The sequence below is a fragment of the Pedobacter nyackensis genome, assembly GCF_032678475.1.
GTDB classification, from domain to species: domain Bacteria; phylum Bacteroidota; class Bacteroidia; order Sphingobacteriales; family Sphingobacteriaceae; genus Pedobacter; species Pedobacter nyackensis_A.
Genome location: NZ_JAVTSF010000002.1, coordinates 752,004 through 777,387, shown reverse-complemented (window position 1 = coordinate 777,387; position 25,384 = coordinate 752,004). Strand labels below are relative to the sequence as shown.

Genomic DNA, 25,384 nt, shown 5'->3' with positions numbered 1-25,384 from the left:
TTTAAAATTAAGTGTTTGCGCAAACGGTTGATCGACAGTAAGAACGTGGTTCTTGGAAATGTTTTTAGTAGGAAAGATTTTTAAACCCTTACCTTTAAAAAAGCATTTATCGGCAAGCGCTTATGAACACAAATTGGAAAAAAGTCTTTGATATTATTCAAAAACCGGAACGCTTAATTATTGGATTAATGTCTGGCACATCAATGGACGGTTTAGATATAGCACTTTGTGCGGTTAGAGGAAGTGGAACCGCAACAAGTGTCAGGTTGCTTGAATTTAAAACAGCAGATTATAATCACGAATTTAAAGCGGAAATTAAATCTATTTTTTCCAGGCATGATGCCGATCTGCAAATGGTTTGCCTGATGAACGAAAAAGTTGCATTGGTGCATGCTGAAATGATTTTGGACGCAGTAAGCTCATGGGGGCTTAAATCTGAGGATATTGATGTTATTGCAAGTCATGGACAAACGATTTATCATGCACCCAGGTCTCTGCATGGACTGGCGAAATATCCTAATGCGACCTTGCAGATTGGTGATGGGGATCATATCGCTGTGAAAACAGGTATAATTACAATAGCAGATTTCAGACAAAAGCACATTGCTGCGGGGGGAGAAGGAGCCCCATTGGCTGTTTATGGAGACTATTTACTCTTTTCAAAGAAGGGAGAAGACCGTGTTATGCTGAATATTGGTGGGATTGCCAACTTCACTTATCTTCCTGGCGATAATGATGCGACGAAGGTTTTTTCAACGGATGTGGGGCCTGGAAATACTTTGATGGATCAATTTGTTCAAAAACACTATGTTGGTGTTTACTTTGACAAAGATTCGTCCATTGCCAGTGCTGGTAAGGTAAATCAGTCACTTTTAGAAGAGTTGATGCAATCTGAATTTTTGGAAGCGGATTTTCCTAAAACAACTGGTCCGGAGCTCTTCAATATGCGCTATCTGGAGCAGGCTCAGGACAAAACTGGGACTTTACATATTAGTAAGGCTGATGTAATGGCAACGTTGAATAGTTTTTCTGCAAATGTGATCATTAATGCTATTGAGAAATGTTTTGGAAAGGGTACTGCTCCCTCGATATATATTAGTGGTGGTGGAATGCATAATCCATTACTCTTGAAGCAACTTAAGACAGGGCTTAAAAATGCTGAATTTCATTCTACCCAAATCCTTGAAGTAAATCCCGATGCTAAAGAAGCGGTGTTGTTTGCTGTTCTTGCAAATGAAACGCTTGTAGGAGAAAAAACGGATTTCGGTAACAGGAAAGGTATTCCATCGGTTTGTATGGGTAAGGTTTGTTTGCCTGAATAGGTAATTGAACGTAGGATTTAAAATGGGTAAATCCTCTCATAAATTTTCCTATTTTTGTAGCAAAGTACAAATTATGGCAAGTTTTACATTAACTCCTGAGACCTGGCAAAAGGTTAAAATTAAATTCTTAAGAAAATACCGTGAGCTGGCACAGGTAGATCTGTCTTTTGTTCCTGGAAAAGAAGACGAGCTGGTAGTACAGTTAATGGATCTGGTTAAAAGAGATCGTGCTTATGTTGAATTTACTATTCAAAAGGCGCTTGCTGATCCCGAAGGTAACAGGCTTTAATTGTATTTGTAGCTATAGATATACAAGGCTTTTTTGTAAATTTACCATCAACAGACTGATGATAACATCCTCTTTATGATGAAAACATATAAAATTGCCGCGGCCGCACTTCTTATTTCTTTTGCGGGATTAACCTGGTCTTTTAAAGAAGATTTGTTTCAGGTATCTAAGAACCTGGATATTTTTGCCTCGCTCTACAAAGAAATAAATATCAACTATGTAGAGGAAACGAATCCATCCAGCCTGATGCGCAGCAGTATCGATGCTATGCTGGATAGCCTGGATCCTTATACTGAATATGTACCCGAGTCGGAAGTTGAAGACTATAAGCTGAAATATGTAAGTACACAATATGGAGGTATCGGGGCAAGCACTATTTTTATTGAAGGCAAGTTATTTGTAAATGAGGTTAACGAAGGTTATCCTGCCGACAAGCAAGGTGTAAGACCGGGAGATCAGCTTGTGAAAATAAATGGTAACGAGATTAAAGGAAAAGAAAGGGCGCAGATCAGTCAGCTGTTACGTGGTCCTAAAGGTTCATCTGTTGAATTGTTGATCATTAGAGATGGGGCACTGGTTACCAAAACAGTTATACGTGAGGAGATAAAACAACCGAATGTTTCTTATTCGGGTATGACTGATGATAACATGGCTTATATCCGCCTGGATAAGTTTCTTGAAAATGCTGCGCTGGAGGTAAAAAATGCGGCTACTACCCTGGGGAAAATGCAGCCCAAAGGTATGATCCTCGATTTAAGGTATAATGGTGGCGGTATATTACAGGAAGCTGTAAAAATTGTAAATATTTTTGTGGATAAGGATGTATTGATCGTTACTCAAAAAGGTAGAAACCCTCAGAAGACTATTTCCTATAAAACACTTAATCAGTCGTTGTTTCCACAAATCCCATTGGTAGTTCTGATCAGTGGTTCCTCGGCGTCTGCTTCTGAAATTGTCGCAGGGGCATTGCAGGACCTTGATAGGGCGATTATTGTAGGTCAGCGGAGCTACGGAAAAGGTTTGGTACAACAAACGTTTAATTTGCCTTATAATAGCCTTGTAAAGGTTACTGTGGCGAAGTACTTTACACCTTCGGGTAGGTGTATACAGGCATTGGATTATGCCCATAAAGATGCGAATGGTAAGACTTTAAAGTTTGCAGATTCCCTGATGAATAAATTCAATACCAAAGCAGGTCGTAATGTATATGATGGTAATGGTATTTATCCCGATGTATTGGTTAATACACCTAAGCTAAGCCAAATCACGATTTCGTTGGCTAATAAATACCTGTTTTTTGATTATGCCAACAACTATAAAAAGAACAATAAGACAATAGCACCTGCAGCCTCTTTTCATCTGACAGATAATGATTACACCCAGTTTGTAAGTTCGTTGGCTGGAAAGGATTATTCATATGTGTCGCGAACAGAACGATTGCTCGCTGATTTGAGAACAGAAGCTGAAAGAGAAAATAAGCTTAATGCGGTGAAGGCCGATCTGGATGATCTTAAAACAAAGATGTTAGGCGTTAAGAAAACGGAGCTGATTACTTACAAAGCTGAAATAAAGAGAGTGCTGGAAACGCAGATTGTTAGTCGCTACTACTATGAAAAAGGAAAAGTAACTCAAGCTTTTCAATACGATGCAGAACTTAATGCTGCTAAAGCTTTATTGAATGATAACAGCAAAATGCTGGCTATATTAAAAGGGGATGGCGAATATAAAACAATCGGCAGCCCTGTAAAAACAATGGCTGCCGCTGTAGATAATAATTAGTAAATATTTTATTCTGCGTGATGTAGTTTTACAACAAGGCCATCCATGGCAGGGTTTAGCTGCAATTGGCAAGCTAATCTTGAGTTTGGTAATACGTCAGGCAGGGTATCCAGCATAGCATATTCGTCGTCGGTCATTTCGTTCAGCTTGTCTTCACCTTCCAATACATCTACGCAGCATGTGGCACATAACGCCATGCCTCCGCAAGTAGCAAGGATATCATATTCGCAAGCTTTTAAGTATTCCATAAGACTCAATCCCATATCTACAGGAGCCTCAAGAGTTGTTCTGCTACCGTCCGGATTTTGGACGTGTAGGGTAATGTTATTGTCTTCCATGCTTAAAATTCTGATACGCCGTTTACTGTGGTGTATTTCATGGTGTATTTAACACCCGGGTTCATGTATTGGTATGCACTATGGCTCATTAATGCAGCCTCGTGGAAACCACATAAAATAAGTTTAAGTTTGTTGGTGTAAGTGTTGATGTCACCAATTGCATAAATACCTGGTATGTTTGTTGAATAATCGTCCGTATTTACTTCAATAGCACTTTTGCTGATGTTCAGGTTCCATTGTTCAATTGGACCTAATTTAGGACTTAAACCAAACAGAGGGATAAGGTGATCAGCAGTAATAGTATTTGTTTCAAGTGTTTTATTGTGAATTAACTCTACACTTTCCAGTTTGCCGTTCCCGTTTACGGAATTCAGATTGCTGTTCAGTACAAGGTTTATTTTCCCGCTTTCGGCAAGTTCCATTACCTTGTTCACTGAATCTGGCGCGCCACGGAAGCTTTCACTGCGGTGAACAAGGGTAAGTTCATCAACAACATCAGCTAAAAAGATAGTCCAGTCTAAAGCAGAGTCACCTCCACCTGCAATAACCATTTTCTGGCCACGGTATTTTTCAGGATCAAGAATCATGTAGTTAACGCCCCTGCCATTCTCGAATTGCTCCAGTCCTGCTACAGCTGGTTTACGAGGCTCAAAACAACCTAACCCACCTGCAATAACAACAACTTTAGATTCTATGATGGTACCCATGTTAGTGGTCAATACAAAGTCGCCCTCGCCGCGTTTTTCTAAACCTTCGATACGTTCGCCAAGTGTAAAGCCAGGATGAAAAGGCTTAGCCTGCTCCATCAGGTTGTCGATCAGCTCCTGAGCCAGTACCGTCGGATAGCCAGGGATGTCGTATATCGGTTTTTTAGGATATATCTCAGAAAGTTGTCCGCCTACTTGTGGAAGGTAGTCTATTAAATGACAACGCATTTTTAGTAAACCTGCTTCAAAAATCGCGAATAAACCTACAGGTCCGGCGCCAATGATGGCTATATCAGTAGAAATCATAGTTTAAATTTTGTGCGAATTTACGAACTTTTGTAATTAATAACGATTCTATTTATTAATATTCTATATAATCTGTAGAACATGTGAAAATAACATGACTGGATATTTTCTATATCTTTGTTTACATTAATGAAAAAGAACATATATTTTGCTTCCGACTTTCACCTTGGCTCTCCTAATCATGCAGAGAGCAGGAAGCGGGAAGATCGTGTTTTAAGGTGGCTAAGTTCCATAGAATCAACTTGCAACGAGTTATTTTTAATGGGCGATATTTTTGATTTTTGGTTTGAATATCACACCGTTGTACCTAAAGGCTTTGTTCGTTTACAAGGTAAGCTTGCGGCTATGACAGATGCAGGAATAAAGGTTTACTTCTTTAAAGGGAATCATGATATGTGGGTAAATACCTATTTCAAAGAGGAAATGGGGATAGAGATTGTGAGTGACGAACTGGTCATTGAAAGGGATGGGAAGCGTTTCTTTTTACATCATGGTGACGGTTTGGGGCCTGGCGACAAGAACTATAAAATGCTGAGAAAAATATTTCGAAATCCGGTTTGCCAGTGGTTATTTGGGTTAATACCACCAAGGATAGGTTTAGGAATCGCGAACTGGTGGTCTGGTAACAGTAGGTTGGCCAATCATGATGAAGAGGTTTTTCTTGGAGTTGAACAAGAATGGCTGGCCATTTATGCAAAGGAATTGCTGTTAAAAGAACATTATGATTATTTTGTTTTTGGACATAGACACCTGCCACTGGATATTATGTTGAACGATAGAAGCCGGTATGTAAACCTAGGTGAATGGATTAATTTCAATTCATATGCGGTATTTGATGGCAATGAATTAAGCCTTAAATACTTTGAAAAAATATAGGCCAAGACATTATAACAAGCTGAGGTATATATTTTTTAATCCTTTTAAGTAAAAAAGCCGTATTTTTGCTGCCCGAATAAAAATCGGTGCCTGAATATATTATAAGTTTCTGGAAGAAGATATGTTAGAAAAATTAGAAGCAATTAAACTGCGTTGGGAAGATGTTGAGGAGCAGTTAAGTAATCCTGACACGATGCAGGATATGAAGCGTTTTGCAGCTTTAAATAAAGAGTATAAGGACTTAGGCAAGATTGTAGATGAATACAAAATCTACAAGAATGTAATGAGTAATATTGAAGCCAATAAAGAAATATTAAGTACCGAGAAGGATGCTGAAATGCGTGAGATGGCTAAAGAGGAGCTTGATCTTTTATTGGTTCAGCAGGAAGAACTGGAAGAGAAGGTTCGTTTGATGTTGATTCCGGTTGATCCTGAAGATTCTAAAAATGCGGTATTTGAGATCAGAGGTGGTACTGGGGGTGACGAGGCTGCTTTATTTGCAGGTGATTTATACCGTATGTATAGCCGTTTCTTTGAACAGAAAGGCTGGAAAGTGGAGACTGTGGATGTAACAGAAGGGACTGCTGGTGGTTATAAGGAGGTGATTTTAAAGGTTAGTGGTGAGGATGTTTACGGGCAATTAAAATATGAATCAGGTGTGCACCGGGTTCAGCGTGTGCCGGATACAGAAACCCAGGGCCGTGTCCATACTTCAGCGGCTTCAGTAGCGGTTTTACCGGAGGCGGAAGAGATAGACCTTTATATCAACCCTGCAGATATTGATTTGCAAACTTCCCGTTCAGGCGGTGCTGGTGGACAGAATGTAAATAAGGTAGAGACAAAAGTGCAATTGACACACAGGCCTTCTGGAATTGTTGTGGTTTGTCAGCAGGAACGTTCACAGTTGGGAAATAGAATTATCGCGATGGAGATGTTGCGTAGTAAATTATACGACATTGAATTGCAGAAGAAAAATGGTGATATTGCGGCAAGACGTAAGACGATGGTTTCGACCGGAGACCGTTCTGCAAAGATCCGTACCTACAATTATCCACAAGGTAGAGTAACAGATCACCGCATCGGATTGACACTTTATAACCTAAATGCGATCATGGATGGTGGTGTTCAGGAGTTGATTGATGCTTTACAGTTTGCTGAAAATGCTGAGAAGCTAAAAGAAGGTTCTGTAATATAGCTAGTTAGAGAGAATTTAAAAAATAGTTTGTAAATATAAATAAAGGCTCTATATTTGCAATCCCGAAACGGACGTAAGAATACGGAAAGGGAAAACGGACCGGTAGTTCAGCTGGTTAGAATGCCGCCCTGTCACGGCGGAGGTCGCGGGTTCGAGTCCCGTCCGGTCCGCAAAAGCACTCTGAAGGGTGCTTTTTTATTTCAAAAGTAGAGACCCTACTATAAAAAGGTTACTCCGAAAGGAAAACGGACCGGTAGTTCAGCTGGTTAGAATGCCGCCCTGTCACGGCGGAGGTCGCGGGTTCGAGTCCCGTCCGGTCCGCAAGATTAACTCAAAACATTAAAAATCCTGTTATCACACGATAACGGGATTTTTTCATTTTAGTGTATCCACAACCAGCTTTTCCCATTCATCTTTAAAATATACAACAAAGGCTTTATTTCGGCTTAACATAATAAAGTCTGCCGGGAAAAGAGGACTTGAGCCTGAGTTTGATAACAGTTATTAATATTGCGGATTGCTAAAAGGAGCAGTAAAATCATTTTAAACGTAAATTTATAAATAAAACTTACATTTGATAAAGTGCTTTAACGTTGTTAAATGAATTGAGTATTTGATATGTGAATCTGTAATTAAATACAGTTTTTTTGTTGCAAAATTTTGAAAGATAATACCTTTACGGATGAGATCATATTTAAGATATCTATACAACGATTTGCCCATATTTTTATCTTTACACCTAAATGGTGTGTTATTTGGAATGTCTCGATTAGTCGTTTCTTTTGAAAGAAAATATACGCGATATTGAAATGAAACGACTGCTCTGTGAAAAAGACTTATTGACGAAAGTTTCCGTAGGTGATCAAAACGCTTTTAAAATGATCTGTGATTATTATTATCATAAAATATTCACCTTTTCTGTTAGGATTCTTCATTCAGACCTACTCGCTGAAGAGGTAGTTCAGGAAACAATGCTTAAGCTTTGGTTGCTGGGAGGAGACTTAACAAAAATTAGTAACCTCGATGGGTATCTAAAGAAAATAGCCAGAAACAAGTCTATTGATCTTCTTAGGCAAAAGGAATTGAAATATAAAATCGACAACGAGTTAGGTAAGGAATGGGATGAGGGGCACAATGAAACCGAAGAACAGATTTTATTAAATGATACGCGTAAAATTCTTGAAGATGGTATTGCTTTGCTACCGGAACAGCAAAAGTTAGTATACCAACTTTGTCATCAAGAGGGCTTGAAATATGGGGAAGTGGCAGAGCAAATGAATTTGTCGCCTTTAACTGTTCAATCATATATGAAACTTGCTTTACGTTTCTTAAGAAATTACGTAAGTAAACATACAGACATATTGGTCTTGCTTATTATCTTCCGTTTATTTGGAAAATAATTTTTTTTTAATACCCCCGACCTTTTCTCCCGTTCGTCTTATTAGTATAACAGCTTTAAATTGTTATCTAGCCAAATAGCTTTTATTTAAGAATGAATAAAGAAAGATTTAGTTATCTATATCAAAAATATTTGAACAGGGAGTTGACTTTCGAGGAGGATCAAGAGTGGAGAGTGTTATTAGGTGATCCAAATCTTGACAAAGTTCTTCAAGATTTGGTAGACAAAGGCTGGTTCGACTACAGTGATGAAGAGTTGATAATGATGAAAACCAGCAGCGTTGAAAAAATATCTTCCTTTATCACATCACAACCTCAAAATCCGGCTAGATTCTCATGGTGGCGTATAGGCGTGGCAGCTACAATTTTTATGGTATTGGCTACAGGTATTTATTTTTTTAAATACAATGGAATAAATAAAGATTTGAGGCACCTTGCTCATGTAAATGATATTCCTCCAGGGAAAAACTCGGCGACTTTAATTTTGGCGGATGGACGTAAAATTGTGTTATCAGATGCATTAAAAGGCCAGGTTGCCGAAGAATCGGGTGTAAGTATCGTAAAGACAGAAGACGGACAGATCGTTTATAATGTCATAGCCGGTAAAGATCGCAATGCTGAAAGTATGGTTCATAACACACTTTCCACTGCGAAAGGAGAAACATTTCATATACGATTACCCGATGGCTCAGAAGTGTGGCTTAACGCTGCATCAACATTAAAGTATCCAGCTTCTTTTACGCCATTTAAAGAACGAAAAGTTGAGTTAAGTGGTGAAGCTTATTTTGAAGTATCAAAAGATAACTTCCGGCCATTTTTTGTTTCAACCAATAAACAGGAAGTGAAAGTGTTGGGAACTCATTTTAACATCAATGCGTATTCTGATGAGAATGCAACTAAGACCACATTGATTGAAGGTGCAGTAGAGGTAAGGCCAAATGACAAAAGTTTGTCTTCAATTGTAATTAAACCGGGGCAGCAAGCTGCCTTAGCTTTTTCATTAAATGTATCAAAAGTAGATGTGAATTCTGTAGTAGACTGGAAAAATGGAGAGTTTATATTTAATGACCAAAGTCTTGAGAGCATTATGCGTAAACTCAGCCGGTGGTATAACCTGGATGTAGTATATGAAGATGAAGAAGTTAGAAAACAACCAATTGGGGGAGTAGTTTCTCGCTTCATTAACGTTAAAGAGGTTTTAGAAGTACTAGAATTAACTGGATTTGCTCACTTTAAAATAGATGGGAGGAAGATTATTGTAAAGAAGTAAATACTAAAACTGTCAATCCAGAAAATTAACCAAATACTTAGTAAAAGTTTGTGGCCTGATAAAGAAAGGCCAGATGTGTTCGATCCACAACTGGCCAGTGACTGGATTATATTAATATTGAATAGCATCAACTTAAAAACCAGACTAAACAAATGTATAAAAAATATACTTACAAAATTGGTGTGCCCAAAAAGTACGTCCGTAAATCAATGCTTATTATGCGATTAACCACCGTTATATTATTAGCAACGATCATGCAAGTCAATGCAGTTAGTTCAGCACAAACAATGCGGTTTAAAAAAAGAAATTCTACCTACACAGAATTGTTTGCTGAAATCAAAACACAGCTTGGCTATAATGTGGTATGGCTTGCCAATAAATTCAATGCGAAAAAAACAATTGATGTCGATTTTAAAGATGCCTCTCTGATAAAGGTTCTGGACCAGACATTTGCTGGGACGGAGATTTCCTATACCATTAAAAACAAGACTGTAGTATTAAAAACCAGGGAGAAGGCATTTATACCATTAGAACGCGGTTCTTTAGCTCCGGAACAGGTGAGAATAAAGATTTCTGGAATTGTTAAAGATACAACAGGAGTTGGAATACCTGGTGCAAGTGTCTATGTGGCAGAAAATAAGAAGATGGGGACGTTTACTGATCGTGATGGAAAATTTATGCTGGAAGTTGATCCGGAAACGAAGATTATAGTTAGTTCCGTGGGCTTCATTCCAAGCAGTTTCATTGCCTCAGCTACAAAACCAGATGTTGTTGTTGTTTTAAAATCCGATGATGGCAGTTTATCCGAAGTTGTGGTTACCGCCTTTGGTAAAAAGGAAAGAAAGGAAGCTGTCGTTGGCTCTGTAACAAGCATTAACCCCGATAAATTGAAAATTCCTTCAAGTAATTTAACAAATGCGCTTGCCGGGCAAATTGCAGGCGTGGTTGCTTACCAACGCAGCGGGCAGCCAGGACTTGATAACTCCACATTTTTTATCCGTGGAGTTACTACGTTTGGGTACAAGCAGGATCCATTGATTCTTGTGGATAATGTTGAGCTTACATCTAATGATCTTGCCAGGTTACAGGTAGATGATATTGCCAGTTTCTCCATTTTAAAAGATGCGAGTGCAACTGCGTTATATGGTGCCAGGGGGGCTAATGGAGTAATTCTTGTAACTACAAAAGAAGGCTCGGAAGGAAATGCACGTATAAATGTCCGGTTTGAAAATTCCATTTCCCAGGCTACACAGAAAATTGAAATTGCTGATCCGATACAGTATATGAAGTTGTACAATGAAGCGATAAAAACCAGGAATCCACTTGCTATACCTCCATATACTCAAAATGACATCTATAACAGGGAACAAACATTGGCTAACGCTCCTGGAAGTAATAAATACGTTTATCCAGCGGTAGACTGGCTTGATGAGCTTTTTAAAGATCGTACAAGTAATCAACGATTGAATGCCAGCGTTAGCGGTGGCGGTAAAGTTGCGCGGTATTATATTGCCTCTTCTTATAATCTTGATAATGGCAATTTGAAAGTCAGTCCGGTAAATAATTTTAATAACAATGTTAAGCTGGAAAATTATCAATTGCGTTCTAATATAAACATCAATATTACTCCAAGTACAGAGGTTGTTGTAAGATTGTCAGGGACTTTTGACGAATATAATGGCCCTTTAACTGATGACGGTTCATTTGCTTCAGATCTGTATTATAAATCATTACATACCAGTCCAGTATTGTTTCCTGCATTTTATCCGGAAAATGCTGATTTAGGAATTAATACTCATATTTTATTTGGCAACAGCCCTACCGTAGGTACCCAGGGTAACAACGTTGGCTATTCTAACCCTTATGCTGATATGATGAAGGGGTTCAAGTCTTTTTCTCGCTCTCGTATGTCTGCACAGCTGGAATTAAACCAGAACCTTGATTTTTTTACTAAAGGATTAAAATTTAAGGGAATTTTCAATACAAACCGTTATTCTTACTTTGACTTGTCAAGGCAGTATAAACCATTCTTTTACAATGTAGGTAGTTACGACAGAATTTCAAATGAATATACTTTAAACTGGATTAATAAGCAACCGGGACAGGCTGCAGAATATCTTAATTTCGCAGGGGGAAATAAAGACATCAATACTTTTCTATACCTGCAAGGTGTTTTAGATTATAGCCATGCAATTGGACAGAACCATAATATTTCTGCTACTTTGATTGGAACGCGACAGCAAACGCTTTATGCAAACGCCGGAGATTTACAGCACTCGTTACCTTATCGGAATCTTGGGTTATCAGGAAGAGCAACTTACGCTTATGCCAGTCGTTATTTTCTAGAATTTAATTTTGGATACAATGGTTCAGAGCGATTTGCAGAAAAAAATCGTTTTGGCTTTTTTCCAACAATCGGTGCTTCCTGGATTATTTCCAGAGAGAAGTTTTGGAATGAAAGGTTGAACAACGTTGTCAATAAATTGAAGCTACGAGGAAGCTATGGCCTTGTTGGAAATGATGCAATTGGCTCACAGCGCTTTTATTATTTGTCTGACGTAAACTTAAACGGTGGTAATCCGGCTTATTTCGGACAAGACAATAGTATTTCCCGTCCCGGCGTAAGTATAAGTAATTATGCTAATAATGATGTTACCTGGGAGAAATCAAGGCAGGCAAATATTGGGCTGGAATTTAGTCTATTCAATAATATTAATGTGATTGCTGAAATATATAGACAACACCGATATGATATTTTGATGTCAAGACAATCCATACCGGCTACTGTAGGCCTGGAATCTGAAGTTAGTGCCAATATTGGTAAGGCTAAATCACAAGGTATAGATCTGTCTGCCGATTATAGCAAAACTATATCTAAAGATTTTTGGATGTCTGGCCGGGTAAATTTCACATTTTCACAAAACAGATATGTTGAATATGAGCAGCCTGCCTATAAGGAGCCCTGGCGTATTCTAAAGGGGGAAAAGATAGGCGTGCGCTGGGGATATATTGCAGAACGCTTGTTTGTAGATGATAACGAAGCAGCCTCTTCTCCGTCACAAAATTTTGGTGCAAATCCACCAAAAGGTGGGGATATCAAGTATAGGGATATGAATAATGATGGAAAAATTTCTGAAGCCGACCAGATATTTTTAGGTTTGCCGGAAACACCAGAAATCGTTTACGGATTTGGACTGTCTACAGGATTTAAAAACTTTGATGTATCTACATTTTTTCAAGGTGTAGGAAGGACCTCATTTTTTATAAATCCAAGTAATGTTAGTCCATTTTTAAACAACCGACAAGTACTGCAATCTTTTGCAGATAGCTATTGGTCTGAAGAAAATCAGAACTTATATGCCAGGTATCCACGATTGGGGACTTCAACCAATGATATAGCCAATAACCTGCAAACCAGTTCATGGTGGATGCGTAATGGAGCATTTATGAGATTGAAATCTTTGGAAATAGGATACACGATTCCAGAAAGAATTTCCAAAAAGGCTTTTATGGCCAAATGCAGAATCTATTTTAATGGGTTAAATATGTTTACTTACAGCCGCTTTAAAGACTGGGATCCAGAGCTTTCTTCTAATGGTTTTAGCTATCCGATTCAAAAAGTATACAATATAGGCATCAATGTTAACCTTTAATAAACAATAGACATGAAATTTTCAATAAAATTATTAGTCGGTTTTTCGCTGTTTGTAACTTTTTTCACTTCATGTAAAAAATATCTTGATGTAACTCCAGATAATGTTGCAACAATAGATTATGCCTTTAGAAATCGAAATGAGGCAGAGAATTATCTCTTTACATGTTATTCAACGCTTCAGAATTTAAATGTAGGTATCAGTGATCCGGCCTTTACTGGATCCGGTGAAATTTTTTTCCCAAGTACATTAACTGAGGCTACGCTTGGAAGCAGAGAGAATGAAATCGGTTTTCATTTAATAAACGGAACCCAGACTAGCGACCGGCCGGCATTAAACTTTTGGAATGGTGAGCGTCTAGGGCAGCCCCTTTTTAAAGCAATTAGGAGATGTAATATCTTTTTGGAAAATATAGATAAACCCAAAGATCTTCCTCAATACGAAAAGAACAGGTGGATTGCTGAAGTTAAGTTCTTAAAAGCGTATTATCATTATTATTTACTTCGAATGTACGGTCCGATTCCTTTAATTCGAACCAATCTCGCGATAGACGCGAGTACCGAAGAGGTAAGAATTAAAAGAGAGCCGGTAGATGCAGCTTTTAAATATATTGAAGAGCTGATAGAGGAAGCTATTCCAGACTTACCACTAACTATCAAAGACCCGGTTCAAAGCCTTGGAAGAATAACTCAGTTGATTGCACTTTCCCTCAAAGCGGAGATATTAACAACAGAAGCCAGTCCGTTTTTTAATGGTAACCCAGATTATGCGGGATTTAAAGATAAAGATGGAATGCAAATGTTTCCCGTAGATTTTAGCGCTGAGAAATGGAACAAAGCGATGCTGGCTTGTAAAGCAGCAGTAGAGGCATGCGAGGCCAATAATTTAAAGTTATATAAGTTTATTGCTCCTGGAAATTTGCCTGTACTTCCTGAACGTTTAAAAACTATGATGGATCTTAGACAAAGTATTACAGAGAAATGGGAAAATAATTCCGAATTGATTTGGGCTTTAAACAGTACTTTTTCTTATCAGAGCATGTCTATGCCACGCCTAACTTCTAAAATGGTAGAAAATCTCAGTGGTGCACCTGGAAATTTTGCAGTACCGATTTCAATGGCTGAGTTGTTTTATAGTAAAAATGGAGTGCCTATTAATGAAGATCGTAACTACAATTATAGAGGGCGTTATACCATTGAAAATGCATCCGAAGAAGATAAGTATTATCTGAAACTTGGTTATGAGACCATAAGGATGCATATGGGCCGCGAGCCCCGCTTCTATGCAAATCTTGCTTTTGATGGGAGTAACTATTTTGGTGATGGACAAAATACACCGGAAGATATGCTTTTCGTCCAGGCCAGAGGAAGTGGTTCTATTGCAGGACCTAAGGATAATATTCGAGTAAATGTATCTGGGTATTGGCCGAAAAAGCTGGTAAGTTATCAGTCTGTTTATGGTACTGAAGTTACTGAAACATCATTCCATATGCCTTTAATCAGGCTTTCCGGCTTATATCTTATGTATGCTGAAACACTAAATGAGGTCAATGGCCCAACAGCAGAAGCCTATAAATACATAGACGAAGTACGTAAGCGGGCAGGTTTAGAAGGTATTCAAAAATCATGGAGTACCTATTCATCAAATCCTGGTAAAGCAAATTCTAAAGAAGGATTAAGAGCGATCATCCAACAAGAACGGAGGATTGAACTTTGTTTTGAAGGCAGAATTGGATGGGATCTTAAACGTTGGAAAATAATGCAGCAAGTATTGAGTAAGCCCCTTCAAGGCTGGAATATCCAGGAGTCAGATCCTGTTGGCTATTATAGACAACGTACTTTGATAGTACCTGTATTTGGGATTAAAGATTATTTGTGGCCAATAAAATATGATGACCTGATCGTTAACCCAAACCTGGTACAAAATCCTTACTGGTAATTTATATACGCTAAAAGATTAAAAGATGAAAGTAATTGAATATAATACTAAAAGTAATTTTATTGGCTATACTATATTTCTGGTATTGGGTAGCCTGTTACTTTTTACCATTTCCTGCAAAGAAAACCAGGATTTTAATGACATTGTTTCTTTAGATAAAACAAAACCAGATCCAGTAACTTCAATAAAGGTTAGTAATTATGCTGGCGGATCTGTGATCACATATTCCTTACCTACTACAAAAAACTTGTTATATATTCTGGCAGAATACAAGATAAATGATCAAATCATAAGACAATCGAAATCTTCTTATTACACGGATACGATAAGAGTGGAGGGATTTGCAAAAAGTCAGGAGTATGACGTTACCTTATACGCGGTTTCCAGAGCAGATATTAAGTCAGACCCAGTTGTAGTTAAAGTTCATCCTGAAACCCCTTCTTATTTGGCAGCTTTTCCCACATTAGTTATGCAAAGAGATTTTGGTGGAGTAAATATCGCCGCGCGCAATCCGCAAAAGAAAGCAATAGGGGTTATAGTTATTTCTACAGATAAGACTACCGGAAAACTATTGCCGGTAGAACAGTTTTATACCGAAATGGAAAACATAAACTTTAGTGTTCGTGGTTTTGATACCTTAAAAAGAGATTTTGGTGTTTATATAACTGATAGATGGGGTAATATTTCAGATACCTTACTTAAAAAAATAAGTCCAATTTACGAGGTACTCGTGCCTAAAGATAAATTTAGCGAATACAGGCTTGCAAGTGATTCTCCTTTAGGTGCTACAAGTCTTGGTTGGAATACCACACGCTTGTGGGATGGAATTACAGCAGACCCGGGATGGCATACCGCTGCTGGTCAGGGAAAGCCCTTGCAAGTCTGCACTTTCAGTATGGGAACTCTGGTAAAACTAAGTCGTTATAAGATTTGGGAACGGGGAGAAGCTTATGGCGCCGACTATTCTTATAATCATGGAAACGCCAGGTCATGGACATTATGGGGATCAAATAGTGATGCACCACAAGACGTAATTTTACCAGTTACATCAAATTATGGAGATGTAGTTGGCGATTGGGTTAACCTCGGTAATTTTGAATGTCCACCACCACCCTCAGGAAATAAGGTCGGGCAAACTACTCCTGCAGATCTTGCAGCTGTAAAAGCAGGTTTTGAATTTAATATACCATTAAATGCACCCAGGGTAAAATACATTCGGCTTGCAGTAAATAAAACCTGGGGGGCAACCGATTTTGCCCACGTAATGGAATTGTCCTTTTATGGAAATACCCAATAAGTATTTAAGACCTAATCACAACAAGATGAAATTTAATATATATCTGCTAAGTGCAGGCATCGCGTTTATATTTCTTATAAACAGCTGTAGTAAAGATGCCATTTCGTATAGGGATTACCTGGAAGGGAAAGAAAGAATTTACCCAGGTGTTCCGAAGCAAATTGACGCGGCTCCTGGCAATAAGCGTGTACAATTATCCTGGAGACCGAGCCCGGATCCTGGAGTTACTAAATACAAAATATTTTGGAATAATGGTGCCGATTCAGTTGAGTTTGCTTCAGAGGATCACAACACTTCAGGGACTATTACCAAGGTAATTGATAAGCTCGTTGAATACAGTTATTCATTTACAATTTATTCTTATGACCAGAATAACAATAGGTCAGTACCTGTTTTTGTTAACAATGTTAAAGTATATGGCGATAGTTATAGGGCTAGTCTAACGAATAGATTTCTTAATGTTACTACACCGTATTCTTTGAGTGATGATGGTATTACATTGTTTTTTGATGAACCAGATACTATTAATACGGGGACGGAAGTAAAGTATACGCTCAATAACAATACGGTAAAATCAATGACCATAAAGTCAACCGAAAGTTCAATTTTTCTTGCTGATTATAAGCCAGGGTCAAAAATATATTATCAATCGGCCTACAAACCAGTAAGCACTGCAATTGATACTTTTTATACCCTTAGTTATGACTCTTTGACAAATGTTATTATCCCAGTTGATAAATCCTTGTTTGCTGAGGTTCATTTACTAAATGACGTAGGAACATATGATAGTGGAACTTCAATTAGAAAAATTTGGGATGGGAACAAAACGCCGACTGGATATCCCAATATTTTTCATAGTGATAATAAACAGTTATTGCCACATCATTTCACTTTTGACATGGGGAAAATATATACCGGTTTAGCGCAATTTGAAATTATAGGAAGAGACTGTTGTAATAACCCTACCAAATTTGAGATTTGGGGAATATCTAGTCTGGCGGGGGCCGAAACGCAGTCGCCTTCCAATTCGGCTGGCTGGTCTCAGGAGTCTGTTAGCAAAGGATGGACTCTTCTTAAAACTGTTACACGGGTTGATGATGGAAAAGCACCTTTTAAGGTAAGTTTTGATGAAAATACTACACCAGTAAAGTATATCCGAATAAGGGTTCTTGAGGTTGCCAGCGGCGATAAATATTTTAGTAATATCAGTGAGGTTTCATTTTGGTATAAATAATATAACCCCATTTACAATAGCGAAGACCTAACACGTACACACAAAATAAACACAACAATGAAAACAAAAATGTCTAATTTCTTAAGGATTGAAGTCCTTAGTCTGGCTTTATGTATTATTTTTTTAGCGGGTAATGGCCATGCCCAAACTAAGCAGGGCTCCATAGTATCACTGGAGCAGGCGCAGCAGGATTTTATTAATTTGGGTTTTGGGATGTTTATCCATTTCAATATGTCTACTTATATGAATGATGATTGGGCAGACCCAAGTGTTCCACCGGCGATATTCAATCCTAAAAAGTTAAATGCAGAGCAATGGGCAAAAGCTGCAAAATCAGCAAATATGACTTATGGTTGTTTAACGACTAAACATCACAATGGCTTTGCGATTTGGGATACCAAAACTACAGACTATAACGTAATGAATAGTCCTTTGAAAAAAGATGTGGTTAAGGAATATGTAAATGCATTTCGCAAGCAGAATTTAGGTGTTAGTTTGTATTACTCTATACTTGATGTTCATCATAATATACGTCCTGGATATATTACTCCAGTACATATTAATATGATTAAACAACAACTTACGGAGCTGCTAACAAATTATGGTGAAATTAATTCTTTGATCATTGATGGCTGGGATGCTCCATGGTCGAGGATTTCTTATGATGATGTTCCATTTGAAGAAATTTACAGGTTAATTAAATCAATTCAACCTAATTGTTTGGTTATGGATTTAAACGCTGCAAAATATCCTTCAGAAGCATTGTTCTACACTGATATAAAATCATATGAGCAGGGAGCGGGACAACACATTTCAAAAGAAAACAATCGTTTACCAGCCCTTGCTTGCTTGCCATTACAGGCTAATTGGTTCTGGAAAGAGTCTTTTCCAACGACAGCTGTTAAGTCACCTGAAAAGATGATAAATGAAAATGCAATTCCTTACAATCAGATTTATTGTAATTTTCTTTTAAACGTAGCGCCAAATCGTGACGGTCTTATTGATGAGAATGCATTGGAAGCGTTGAAGGAAATGGGAAAATTATATAAACCAGGATCACCTCTTCCTAAATTTCCTGGAGGACCAGCTCCTATCATTTCCTCTAATATCGCAAAATTTAAACCGGCAAATGGAAGTTGGAGTAGTGACATGAACATTATGGATTTTGCAACAGATGATAACTTCGGTACATCGTGGGTCTCTAATCCAAGCATAAAAAATCCATGGTTAGAAGTTGACCTGCAGAAAGATCAGCGTTTTAATATGATTGTTATTACTGAAAGAGAGCCCAACATTACAAAATATAGATTGGAATATTTTATCAACGGTGTTTGGAGACCTCTTATTACAGGAACAGAAACCAGCAGGGTTAAAATCCATAGATTTGATAATAGCTGGGGGAGTAAAGTCCGTATTCTGATCGAGGGATATAAAAACGTTCCTTCTATTGCTGAGTTTGGTATTTATAACGAAAGACGATGAAAAGAAGGGGGGATTTGGAATAACTCCCAATGAGTATTTAGAAAAGTCTTAGAGAAATCGTAGGCACTGAAAAAGTCCTTCATTTATGATTCGGCTAAAAAAATGACCAGGTAAAACATTTTTTTTACCTGGTCGTTTTTTGCGAAGCCACCTGCTCTTTGTGAAGGTAGAGTTATCAAAAGATAACAGGATTTTTGTCTAATTTTCTATTTGAATATCGCTTTAGGAGCAATACCTGTCCAAGATTTTGGTATAGCTTTAAGACCAAATATTTGGGCTAATACTAAGGAGGTGTTTTTATTGTTATTAAAAAAACTATCAGTTACACCTAGATTTTTAATCTTTTTCCCAGTGATTCCCCATGGAATCTCCATCTCATTCATAGTAACACCACCATGTCCTGTTCCGATGCCTCCATGATCCGTAATAAAAAGAAAATAAGTATCCTCATAAAGGTTCTGTTCTTTTAGTTTTGAGATGAAGGAACCAATTGCGCTGTCTGCTTCTTCAATAGAGGAGATATACTCTGGTGACATCCACTTGTGGTCATGCCCGGCGTGGTCGGTATGAACACTATATAAAAACACCAATGTAGGTGATTTCTGATTCTTTGCTACAAAATCCAAAGCCTTCGCATAATTGTCCTGGTATTTATCTTTTTCCTCAAAAGACACCTCATCCAAATATTTTTTATTGATTGGATTGATCAGTTCTGCCCAGTTATAATAAAAAGCCGTCTTTGCTTTTGCATTCCCGTCTTTCAGTAGTTTAAAAATAGATGGGCTATAACCGTCCTGATCAGTTTCGATGGCTTTTAGTGGATGATTTGCTAAAGTCCAGTTATTTGCTGTTATACCATGCTCTTCCGGCCCTTGTCCAGTTAAATGACTGGTCCAGTTGGGTAACGTTACAGAGGGCATTACTGGACGGGTGGTCAACGTCATCAGGCCATTAGCAAATAGATTGTCAATATTCGGATGTTTAGACCCTTTAAAGCCTTCTGTGCTGATGCCATCAAGGCCAATGATAACTACTCTTTGTGCATTCAGGTTAATGTAACTCAATAAAAGCAATACTGATAATAGATGTTTCATGCGTTTAATTTGGAATAAATATTTAGTGAAATTAAACATTTATTTAACAATATTAAACACTGCTTGATGAAAATTTACCTACACTTTTATGCTTCAACAGAATTATATAAAAAAAAGCCCAAATTCTGTAAAACATATCTCAGGAAGAGCGGCATCTTTGCTGCTGTATGAAAAGACTGTTTAGCCTGTTTCTTAGCCTGCTGTTCCTGACCGTATCTACTGGATTTACGGGTAGTGTGCACGTGTGCAAAGGCATAAAACAGGAAGTACGTCTTTTTCAGGAAGATCACAACGATAAAGTTTGTCCGGTTTGTGCCTTAAAGAACAAGCAAAAAGCTAAAAAGCACAATTGCTGCAAGCATCAGGCTGAGCAGTTTAAGCTGAGCGAGAAGGCATCTAAGAATTCTGCACAGCAAAGTCTTGTTAAATTTTCAGGAGAAGCTGTTTTATACCAGTCCGCGGCCGTTACTTTCGAAGGTAAATCTGCACTGACAGCACAAAATGTTAGCTCGTTTTATTTCCCTACCCCGTTAAAGAGTCCCCCCCTTTACGTTTTACATTGTGTTTATAGAATATAGACCGTCATCCGATTAAAAACAGTGGTATTCGCGTGAGTGCCCTTAAAATCAGATGGTTTAATTTCTAATTAACTAAACAATGAATATCAGATTCATTGCGTTAGCGGTGCTTTGCAGCCTATCGGCGATGTCCTATGCGCAAACTTTGCACCTGCCCGACGCATTACAGCGTTCTATACAGAACTATGAAAAAATTAAAGCGAAAGAAGCGTTGGTAGCCGCCTCCGCTGAAAATACAAATTATCAAAAGAGCCAGTATCTACCAGATTTAACGTTGATGGCACAGCAGAGCTATGGAACAATAAATGCTCAGAATGGTCCATTATATAGTTATGGAGGTTTGGGTATTGCTTCAACCTCTATGCCTTTGGCCGAACAAAACTGGAATGCAGCTTTTGGATCGCTTTACCTGGCCAACATCAACTGGAACCTCTTTACTTTCGGACGCATCAAAAACCAGGTGAAACTTGCAACAGCTGATCAGAAAATAGCTGGAGCCGATTTGGAACAAGAGAAATTTCAGCACCAGGTTAAAGTCGGGGCTGCCTATTTCAACCTGATGGCTAGTCAGCGCATTAAATATGTTCAGGAAAAAAACCTTGACCGTGCCCGCGTATTCATGACCACAACAGTGAGCCGCGCAGAAAGTGGTTTAATTCCCGGAGTTGATGCTTCACTTGCTAAAGCAGAAGTATCCAATGCACAATCAGCAAGGATAAAAGCTTATGACATGGAACTGGAATATTCCAAAACACTTGCCGTATTGCTAGGGGAGGACTATCGGGCTTTTATCCTGGATAGTATCTACATTAATAAAATCCCCAGGCTTCAGGAAAAGTATGTAGCAAACATTTCAGATCACCCTTCATTGTTATGGCAAAGAAGCAAGGTAGAAAGTAGCGAAAAGGCAGAAAAACTACAACGATCTAACGCATTACCTTCATTATCTGCATTTGGTGTTGTTCAGGGGCGTGGTTCCGGATTTGATTGGAATTATGTACAAGACAATACTGCTTATTCAAGCTCCTACAAAAATGGTGCGGGCATAGATCGGGGTAATTACCTTGCTGGGTTAACGTTGAGCTGGAACCTTACCAATGTACACCGATATGGCGCAAAAGTAAGAGAACAGAGATATAAAACACAAGCCTTGCAAAATGAATATCTGCTTATCTCCGACGAGTTGTCTGCACAAGCGCAGCTGGCAGATGCAAAACTAAAAAATGCAATAGAGAACTTCGAAGAAACTAAAATACAGATTAAAGCTGCTTCCGATGCCTACAGACAAAATATGGCCCTATACGGTAACGGATTGACCACTATTGTTGATTTAACTCAATCCCTTTATGCACTTAACCGTGCGGAGATTGATTATGAAATTGCTCAAAATAATATCTGGCAGGCCCTACTCATTAAATCTGCCGCATTAGGTGAATTGTCCATTTTATTAAATGCCATTTAATCATTTCCTGAAAACATGAATTTAATACGTTTCGCACTTCGCAAGCCCATTTCCATTATGGTGATGGTACTCGGGCTTTTGTTCTTCGGGATCAAAGCTACCAAGGATGTCAAGATTGACATTCTCCCTGATATGAACCTTCCTGTAGTGTATATCGCCCATTCTTTTAATGGCTATACACCTCAGCAAATGGAGGGTTATTTTACTAAAATGTACGTTAACATGATGCTATTTACCAATGGCATCAAAAAAATAGAAACGAAAAATACACAAGGACTCACTTTAATGAAGCTGAGTTTTTATGAAGGAATAGATATGGGACAGGCAATCGCTGAAATCAGTGCGTTGTCTAACCGGTCACAAGTGTTCTTACCTCCCGGAGCCCCGCCTCCCTTTATTATCCGTTTCGACTCTTCTTCGCAGCCTGTAGGGCAGCTGGTATTCCGGAGTGAAACAAAAACAAATAATCAGTTGCAGGACATTGCCAACTTTACAGCACGTCCATTCCTGATTGCTATTCCGGGCTTAACGACAGCCCCTCCATTTGGTGGAAGCCCAAGAACTGTAGAGATCAATATTGATCCCAACAAACTTCGTACGCACCAGTTATCTCCAGATCAGATTGTAGAAGCAATTAGCCGGAACAACATTACTGCTCCTTCTGGAAATGTCTACATCAATGATATCAACTACTTAACGCCAACAAATACAACAATTAAGGCTGTTGACGATTTTGGTAACATCCCTATTTTTAAAGACAAAGTAGAAAATGTGTATATCCGTGATGTTGCTACGGTAAAAGACGGCGCCGACATTACAACCGGCTATGCACTAATTGACGGGAAACGTTCTGTGTATATTAATATTGCAAAATCTGGGAATGCCTCTACATGGGATGTGGTGAGTAACCTGAAAAAAGCTATTCCGAATATCCAGAATAACCTTCCTGATGATGTTAAGATCTCGTACGAATTTGATCAGTCAGTATATGTGATCAATGCCGTAAAAAGTTTGGTGCTTGAAGGCGCTTTGGGGGCTTTGTTAACTGGACTAATGGTCTTACTGTTTTTAGGTGATCGTCGTTGTGCCATCATTGTAATATTGACCATTCCGATCTCCATAATTTCGGGGGTATTGTTCCTTAAGCTTTTTGGGCATACCATTAATATTATGTCCTTATCCGGACTAGCCCTGGCCATCGGAATTCTGGTGGATGAAAGTACCGTAACCATAGAAAATATACACCAGCATCTGGCTATGGGCAAGCGAAAATCACAGGCCATCCTGGATGCCTGTAAGGAGATCGCATTCCCTAAATTATTAATCCTGTTGTGTATTCTTGCCGTATTCGCACCAGCTTTCATTATGACGGGAATTCCGGGAGCTTTATTTATGCCTTTGGCACTAGCTATCGGGTTTTCTATGATCTTCTCTTTCCTGCTTTCACAAACTTTTGTGCCAATTCTTTGTAATTGGATGATTAAACCATTATCCGCAGAGGAACATGCCAAAGAAGGTCGTTTTGATCGTTTCCGTAAAAGTTTTACGGGTTTCCTTGAAGGATTGCTTCCCAAACGCAAACCGGTTATTATTGTCAGTTTTCTGGCTATTGGTGCATTGATTTATCTGATGTTCAGTATTACAGGAACAGATGTTTTGCCAACTGTAAACTCCAGTCAGTTCCAGGTGCGGGTTAAGGCGCCAGAAGGTACACGGATTGAAAAAACTGAACAAAAGATCAAGCAGATGCTGCGGGAACTGGAAACGGTCATTGGAAAAGACCATATCGCAATATCTTCTGTGTTTATTGGACAGCACCCTTCATCTTTTGCGGTAAGTCCTATTTATCTGTACAATGCCGGACCTCATGAAGCGCTAATGCAGGTCGCATTGAAAGAATATTCTGGAAATACCAATGAATTAAAGGATCAGATCCGGGGACACATGAAGAAGAAGATGCCCGAACTTCAACTTTCCTTCGAGCCAATTGAGCTCACAGAAAAAATATTGAGTCAGGGAACCAATACGCCAATTGAAGTCCGCTTCTCGGGAATGATGAAAAAAAGGAATGTGATGTATGCGAACAAGCTGCTTGCAAAATTAAAGGAGATCGATTATTTGCGGGACCAGCAAATCCCTCAGTCGCTAAACTACCCTGCAATGGCCATAAACATTGATCGCGTACGTGCTGCACAATTAGGCCTTGACGCACAGGATGTCGCCCGTTCATTGATCGCTTCTACAGCATCTTCACGCTACACAAGCAAGAATATGTGGGTGGAAGGCATGATGGGAATTGCCTATGATGTACAGGTGCAAACTCCCCAGAATATGCTGAACAGTAAAGCAGAGTTGGAGAATATCCCATTGTCTAAAGACTCAGACCGTCCGGTATTGGGTGATGTAGCAACAGTAATGCCAACCACCACACTTGGCGAGAGTTATAACCTGGGGACTATGGCTTACACTACCGTAACCGCCAATCTGCACAATAAGGATCTTGGCAAGGCACAAAAGGATGTTAATGCAGCTATTGCTTCATTAGGAGAAATACCGAAGGGACTGAATATTTCGGTTTCGGGGATGGCACCAGTCCTTGATGAAACAATGGATAGCCTTGTGAGCGGTTTGCTTGTGGCCATTCTGGTTATTTTTCTGATGCTCACAGCCAATTTCCAGTCTTTCAAGGTGTCGTTCGTTGTTTTAACAACTGTACCTTTTGTGGTATTGGGATCGCTTGTATTACTTAAGATCACAGGCTCAACACTTAACCTGCAATCTTATATGGGGATCATTATGTCGGTTGGGGTATCTATTGCCAATGCAGTACTGCTCATTAGTAATGCTGAAACGTTACGATTACAGAATGGCGATGCATTTTCTGCAGCGATCAAAGCTGCATCGCTTAGGATACGACCTATCATTATGACTTCCATGGCCATGATGGCGGGTATGTTGCCAATGGCGATCGGGCATGGTGAAGGTGGAGATCAGGTATCACCACTTGGAAGGGCTGTAATCGGAGGCTTATTCGCATCCACTTTTGCAGTACTTATTTTATTGCCGCTAGTGTTTGCCTGGGTACAGGGAAAATCAGGGATTACCTCACCGTCCTTAGATCCGGAAGATGAGAATAGCCTTCAGTATGTTAAACCAAACAATTAGA

General features: G+C 38.8%; 18 protein-coding genes and 2 tRNA genes. 17 read left to right on the top strand and 3 right to left on the bottom strand.

All coding sequences use genetic code 11. The features are described 5' to 3' along the window. The first annotated feature begins 122 nt into the window (after positions 1 to 122). The 3 genes from R2Q84_RS10810 (at position 123) to R2Q84_RS10800 (ending at position 3,390) form a co-directional block, all read left to right on the top strand. Entirely contained in the window at positions 123 to 1,322 is a 1,200-nt protein-coding gene (locus R2Q84_RS10810) for an anhydro-N-acetylmuramic acid kinase (protein ID WP_316816549.1), read from the top strand. A gap of 73 nt (positions 1,323 to 1,395) precedes the next feature. Continuing rightward, positions 1,396 to 1,611 carry a hypothetical protein gene (locus R2Q84_RS10805; RefSeq protein WP_316816548.1) on the top strand — a complete coding sequence of 72 codons (216 nt, stop codon included), beginning with the start codon at positions 1,396 to 1,398 and terminating at the stop codon, positions 1,609 to 1,611. A gap of 75 nt (positions 1,612 to 1,686) precedes the next feature. Beyond that, positions 1,687 to 3,390, top strand: coding sequence for a S41 family peptidase (locus tag R2Q84_RS10800; protein WP_316816547.1), 1,704 nt, complete (start codon positions 1,687 to 1,689; stop codon positions 3,388 to 3,390). Between the two features lie 8 nt (positions 3,391 to 3,398). Here the strand turns inward: R2Q84_RS10800 and R2Q84_RS10795 are convergent, their stop codons facing one another. Together R2Q84_RS10795 and R2Q84_RS10790 are read right to left on the bottom strand one after the other, a co-directional pair. After that, positions 3,399 to 3,728, bottom strand: a complete 330-nt coding sequence (locus R2Q84_RS10795) for a 2Fe-2S iron-sulfur cluster-binding protein (RefSeq protein ID WP_316816546.1) — start codon at positions 3,726 to 3,728, stop codon at positions 3,399 to 3,401. A gap of 2 nt (positions 3,729 to 3,730) precedes the next feature. Continuing rightward, positions 3,731 to 4,741 carry an NAD(P)/FAD-dependent oxidoreductase gene (locus R2Q84_RS10790; RefSeq protein WP_316816545.1) on the bottom strand — a complete coding sequence of 337 codons (1,011 nt, stop codon included), beginning with the start codon at positions 4,739 to 4,741 and terminating at the stop codon, positions 3,731 to 3,733. A 129-nt stretch (positions 4,742 to 4,870) separates the two neighbouring features. On the opposite strand from R2Q84_RS10790, the gene R2Q84_RS10785 reads away from it, so the two are divergent. The 11 genes from R2Q84_RS10785 to R2Q84_RS10735 all read left to right on the top strand — a co-directional run bounded on the left by R2Q84_RS10785 (position 4,871) and on the right by R2Q84_RS10735 (position 19,084). Continuing rightward, the gene (locus R2Q84_RS10785) at positions 4,871 to 5,617 is read left to right on the top strand and encodes a UDP-2,3-diacylglucosamine diphosphatase (protein WP_316816544.1); all 747 of its coding nucleotides are present in this window, start codon (positions 4,871 to 4,873) and stop codon (positions 5,615 to 5,617) included. Positions 5,618 to 5,738: 121 nt separating this feature from the next. Continuing rightward, positions 5,739 to 6,812 carry a peptide chain release factor 1 gene (prfA, locus tag R2Q84_RS10780; protein WP_316816543.1) on the top strand — a complete coding sequence of 358 codons (1,074 nt, stop codon included), beginning with the start codon at positions 5,739 to 5,741 and terminating at the stop codon, positions 6,810 to 6,812. 96 nt (positions 6,813 to 6,908) lie between these two features. Beyond that, positions 6,909 to 6,982 (top strand) — tRNA-Asp (locus R2Q84_RS10775). A 77-nt stretch (positions 6,983 to 7,059) separates the two neighbouring features. Beyond that, a tRNA-Asp gene (locus R2Q84_RS10770) sits at positions 7,060 to 7,133 on the top strand. 488 nt (positions 7,134 to 7,621) lie between these two features. Further along, on the top strand, positions 7,622 to 8,212 hold the full coding sequence (locus R2Q84_RS10765; RefSeq protein ID WP_316816542.1) for an RNA polymerase sigma-70 factor: 591 nt from the start codon (positions 7,622 to 7,624) through the stop codon (positions 8,210 to 8,212). A 92-nt stretch (positions 8,213 to 8,304) separates the two neighbouring features. Further along, positions 8,305 to 9,480, top strand: coding sequence for a FecR family protein (locus R2Q84_RS10760; protein ID WP_316816541.1), 1,176 nt, complete (start codon positions 8,305 to 8,307; stop codon positions 9,478 to 9,480). A 218-nt stretch (positions 9,481 to 9,698) separates the two neighbouring features. Beyond that, entirely contained in the window at positions 9,699 to 13,133 is a 3,435-nt protein-coding gene (locus tag R2Q84_RS10755; protein WP_316816540.1) for a TonB-dependent receptor, read from the top strand. A gap of 12 nt (positions 13,134 to 13,145) precedes the next feature. Then, positions 13,146 to 15,071, top strand: coding sequence for a RagB/SusD family nutrient uptake outer membrane protein (locus R2Q84_RS10750; RefSeq protein ID WP_316816539.1), 1,926 nt, complete (start codon positions 13,146 to 13,148; stop codon positions 15,069 to 15,071). Positions 15,072 to 15,096: 25 nt separating this feature from the next. Beyond that, a complete protein-coding gene (locus tag R2Q84_RS10745) occupies positions 15,097 to 16,368 on the top strand; it encodes a DUF5000 domain-containing lipoprotein (RefSeq protein ID WP_316816538.1) in 1,272 nt (423 codons plus the stop codon). 25 nt (positions 16,369 to 16,393) lie between these two features. Beyond that, complete coding sequence (locus R2Q84_RS10740; RefSeq protein WP_316816537.1) at positions 16,394 to 17,602, top strand: DUF4998 domain-containing protein; 1,209 nt, start codon at positions 16,394 to 16,396, stop codon at positions 17,600 to 17,602. A gap of 57 nt (positions 17,603 to 17,659) precedes the next feature. Beyond that, positions 17,660 to 19,084, top strand: coding sequence for an alpha-L-fucosidase (locus R2Q84_RS10735; protein ID WP_316816536.1), 1,425 nt, complete (start codon positions 17,660 to 17,662; stop codon positions 19,082 to 19,084). Between the two features lie 206 nt (positions 19,085 to 19,290). On the opposite strand, the gene R2Q84_RS10730 is transcribed toward R2Q84_RS10735, so the two are convergent. Continuing rightward, complete coding sequence (locus tag R2Q84_RS10730) at positions 19,291 to 20,178, bottom strand: alkaline phosphatase family protein (protein WP_316816535.1); 888 nt, start codon at positions 20,176 to 20,178, stop codon at positions 19,291 to 19,293. Between the two features lie 167 nt (positions 20,179 to 20,345). On the opposite strand from R2Q84_RS10730, the gene R2Q84_RS10725 reads away from it, so the two are divergent. From R2Q84_RS10725 to R2Q84_RS10715, 3 genes are all read left to right on the top strand, one after another. Then, positions 20,346 to 20,756 carry an HYC_CC_PP family protein gene (locus R2Q84_RS10725; RefSeq protein WP_316816534.1) on the top strand — a complete coding sequence of 137 codons (411 nt, stop codon included), beginning with the start codon at positions 20,346 to 20,348 and terminating at the stop codon, positions 20,754 to 20,756. Positions 20,757 to 20,835: 79 nt separating this feature from the next. After that, the gene (locus R2Q84_RS10720) at positions 20,836 to 22,218 is read left to right on the top strand and encodes a TolC family protein (protein WP_316816533.1); all 1,383 of its coding nucleotides are present in this window, start codon (positions 20,836 to 20,838) and stop codon (positions 22,216 to 22,218) included. A gap of 15 nt (positions 22,219 to 22,233) precedes the next feature. Then, complete coding sequence (locus tag R2Q84_RS10715; protein ID WP_316816532.1) at positions 22,234 to 25,383, top strand: efflux RND transporter permease subunit; 3,150 nt, start codon at positions 22,234 to 22,236, stop codon at positions 25,381 to 25,383. Position 25,384 lies beyond the last annotated feature (1 nt).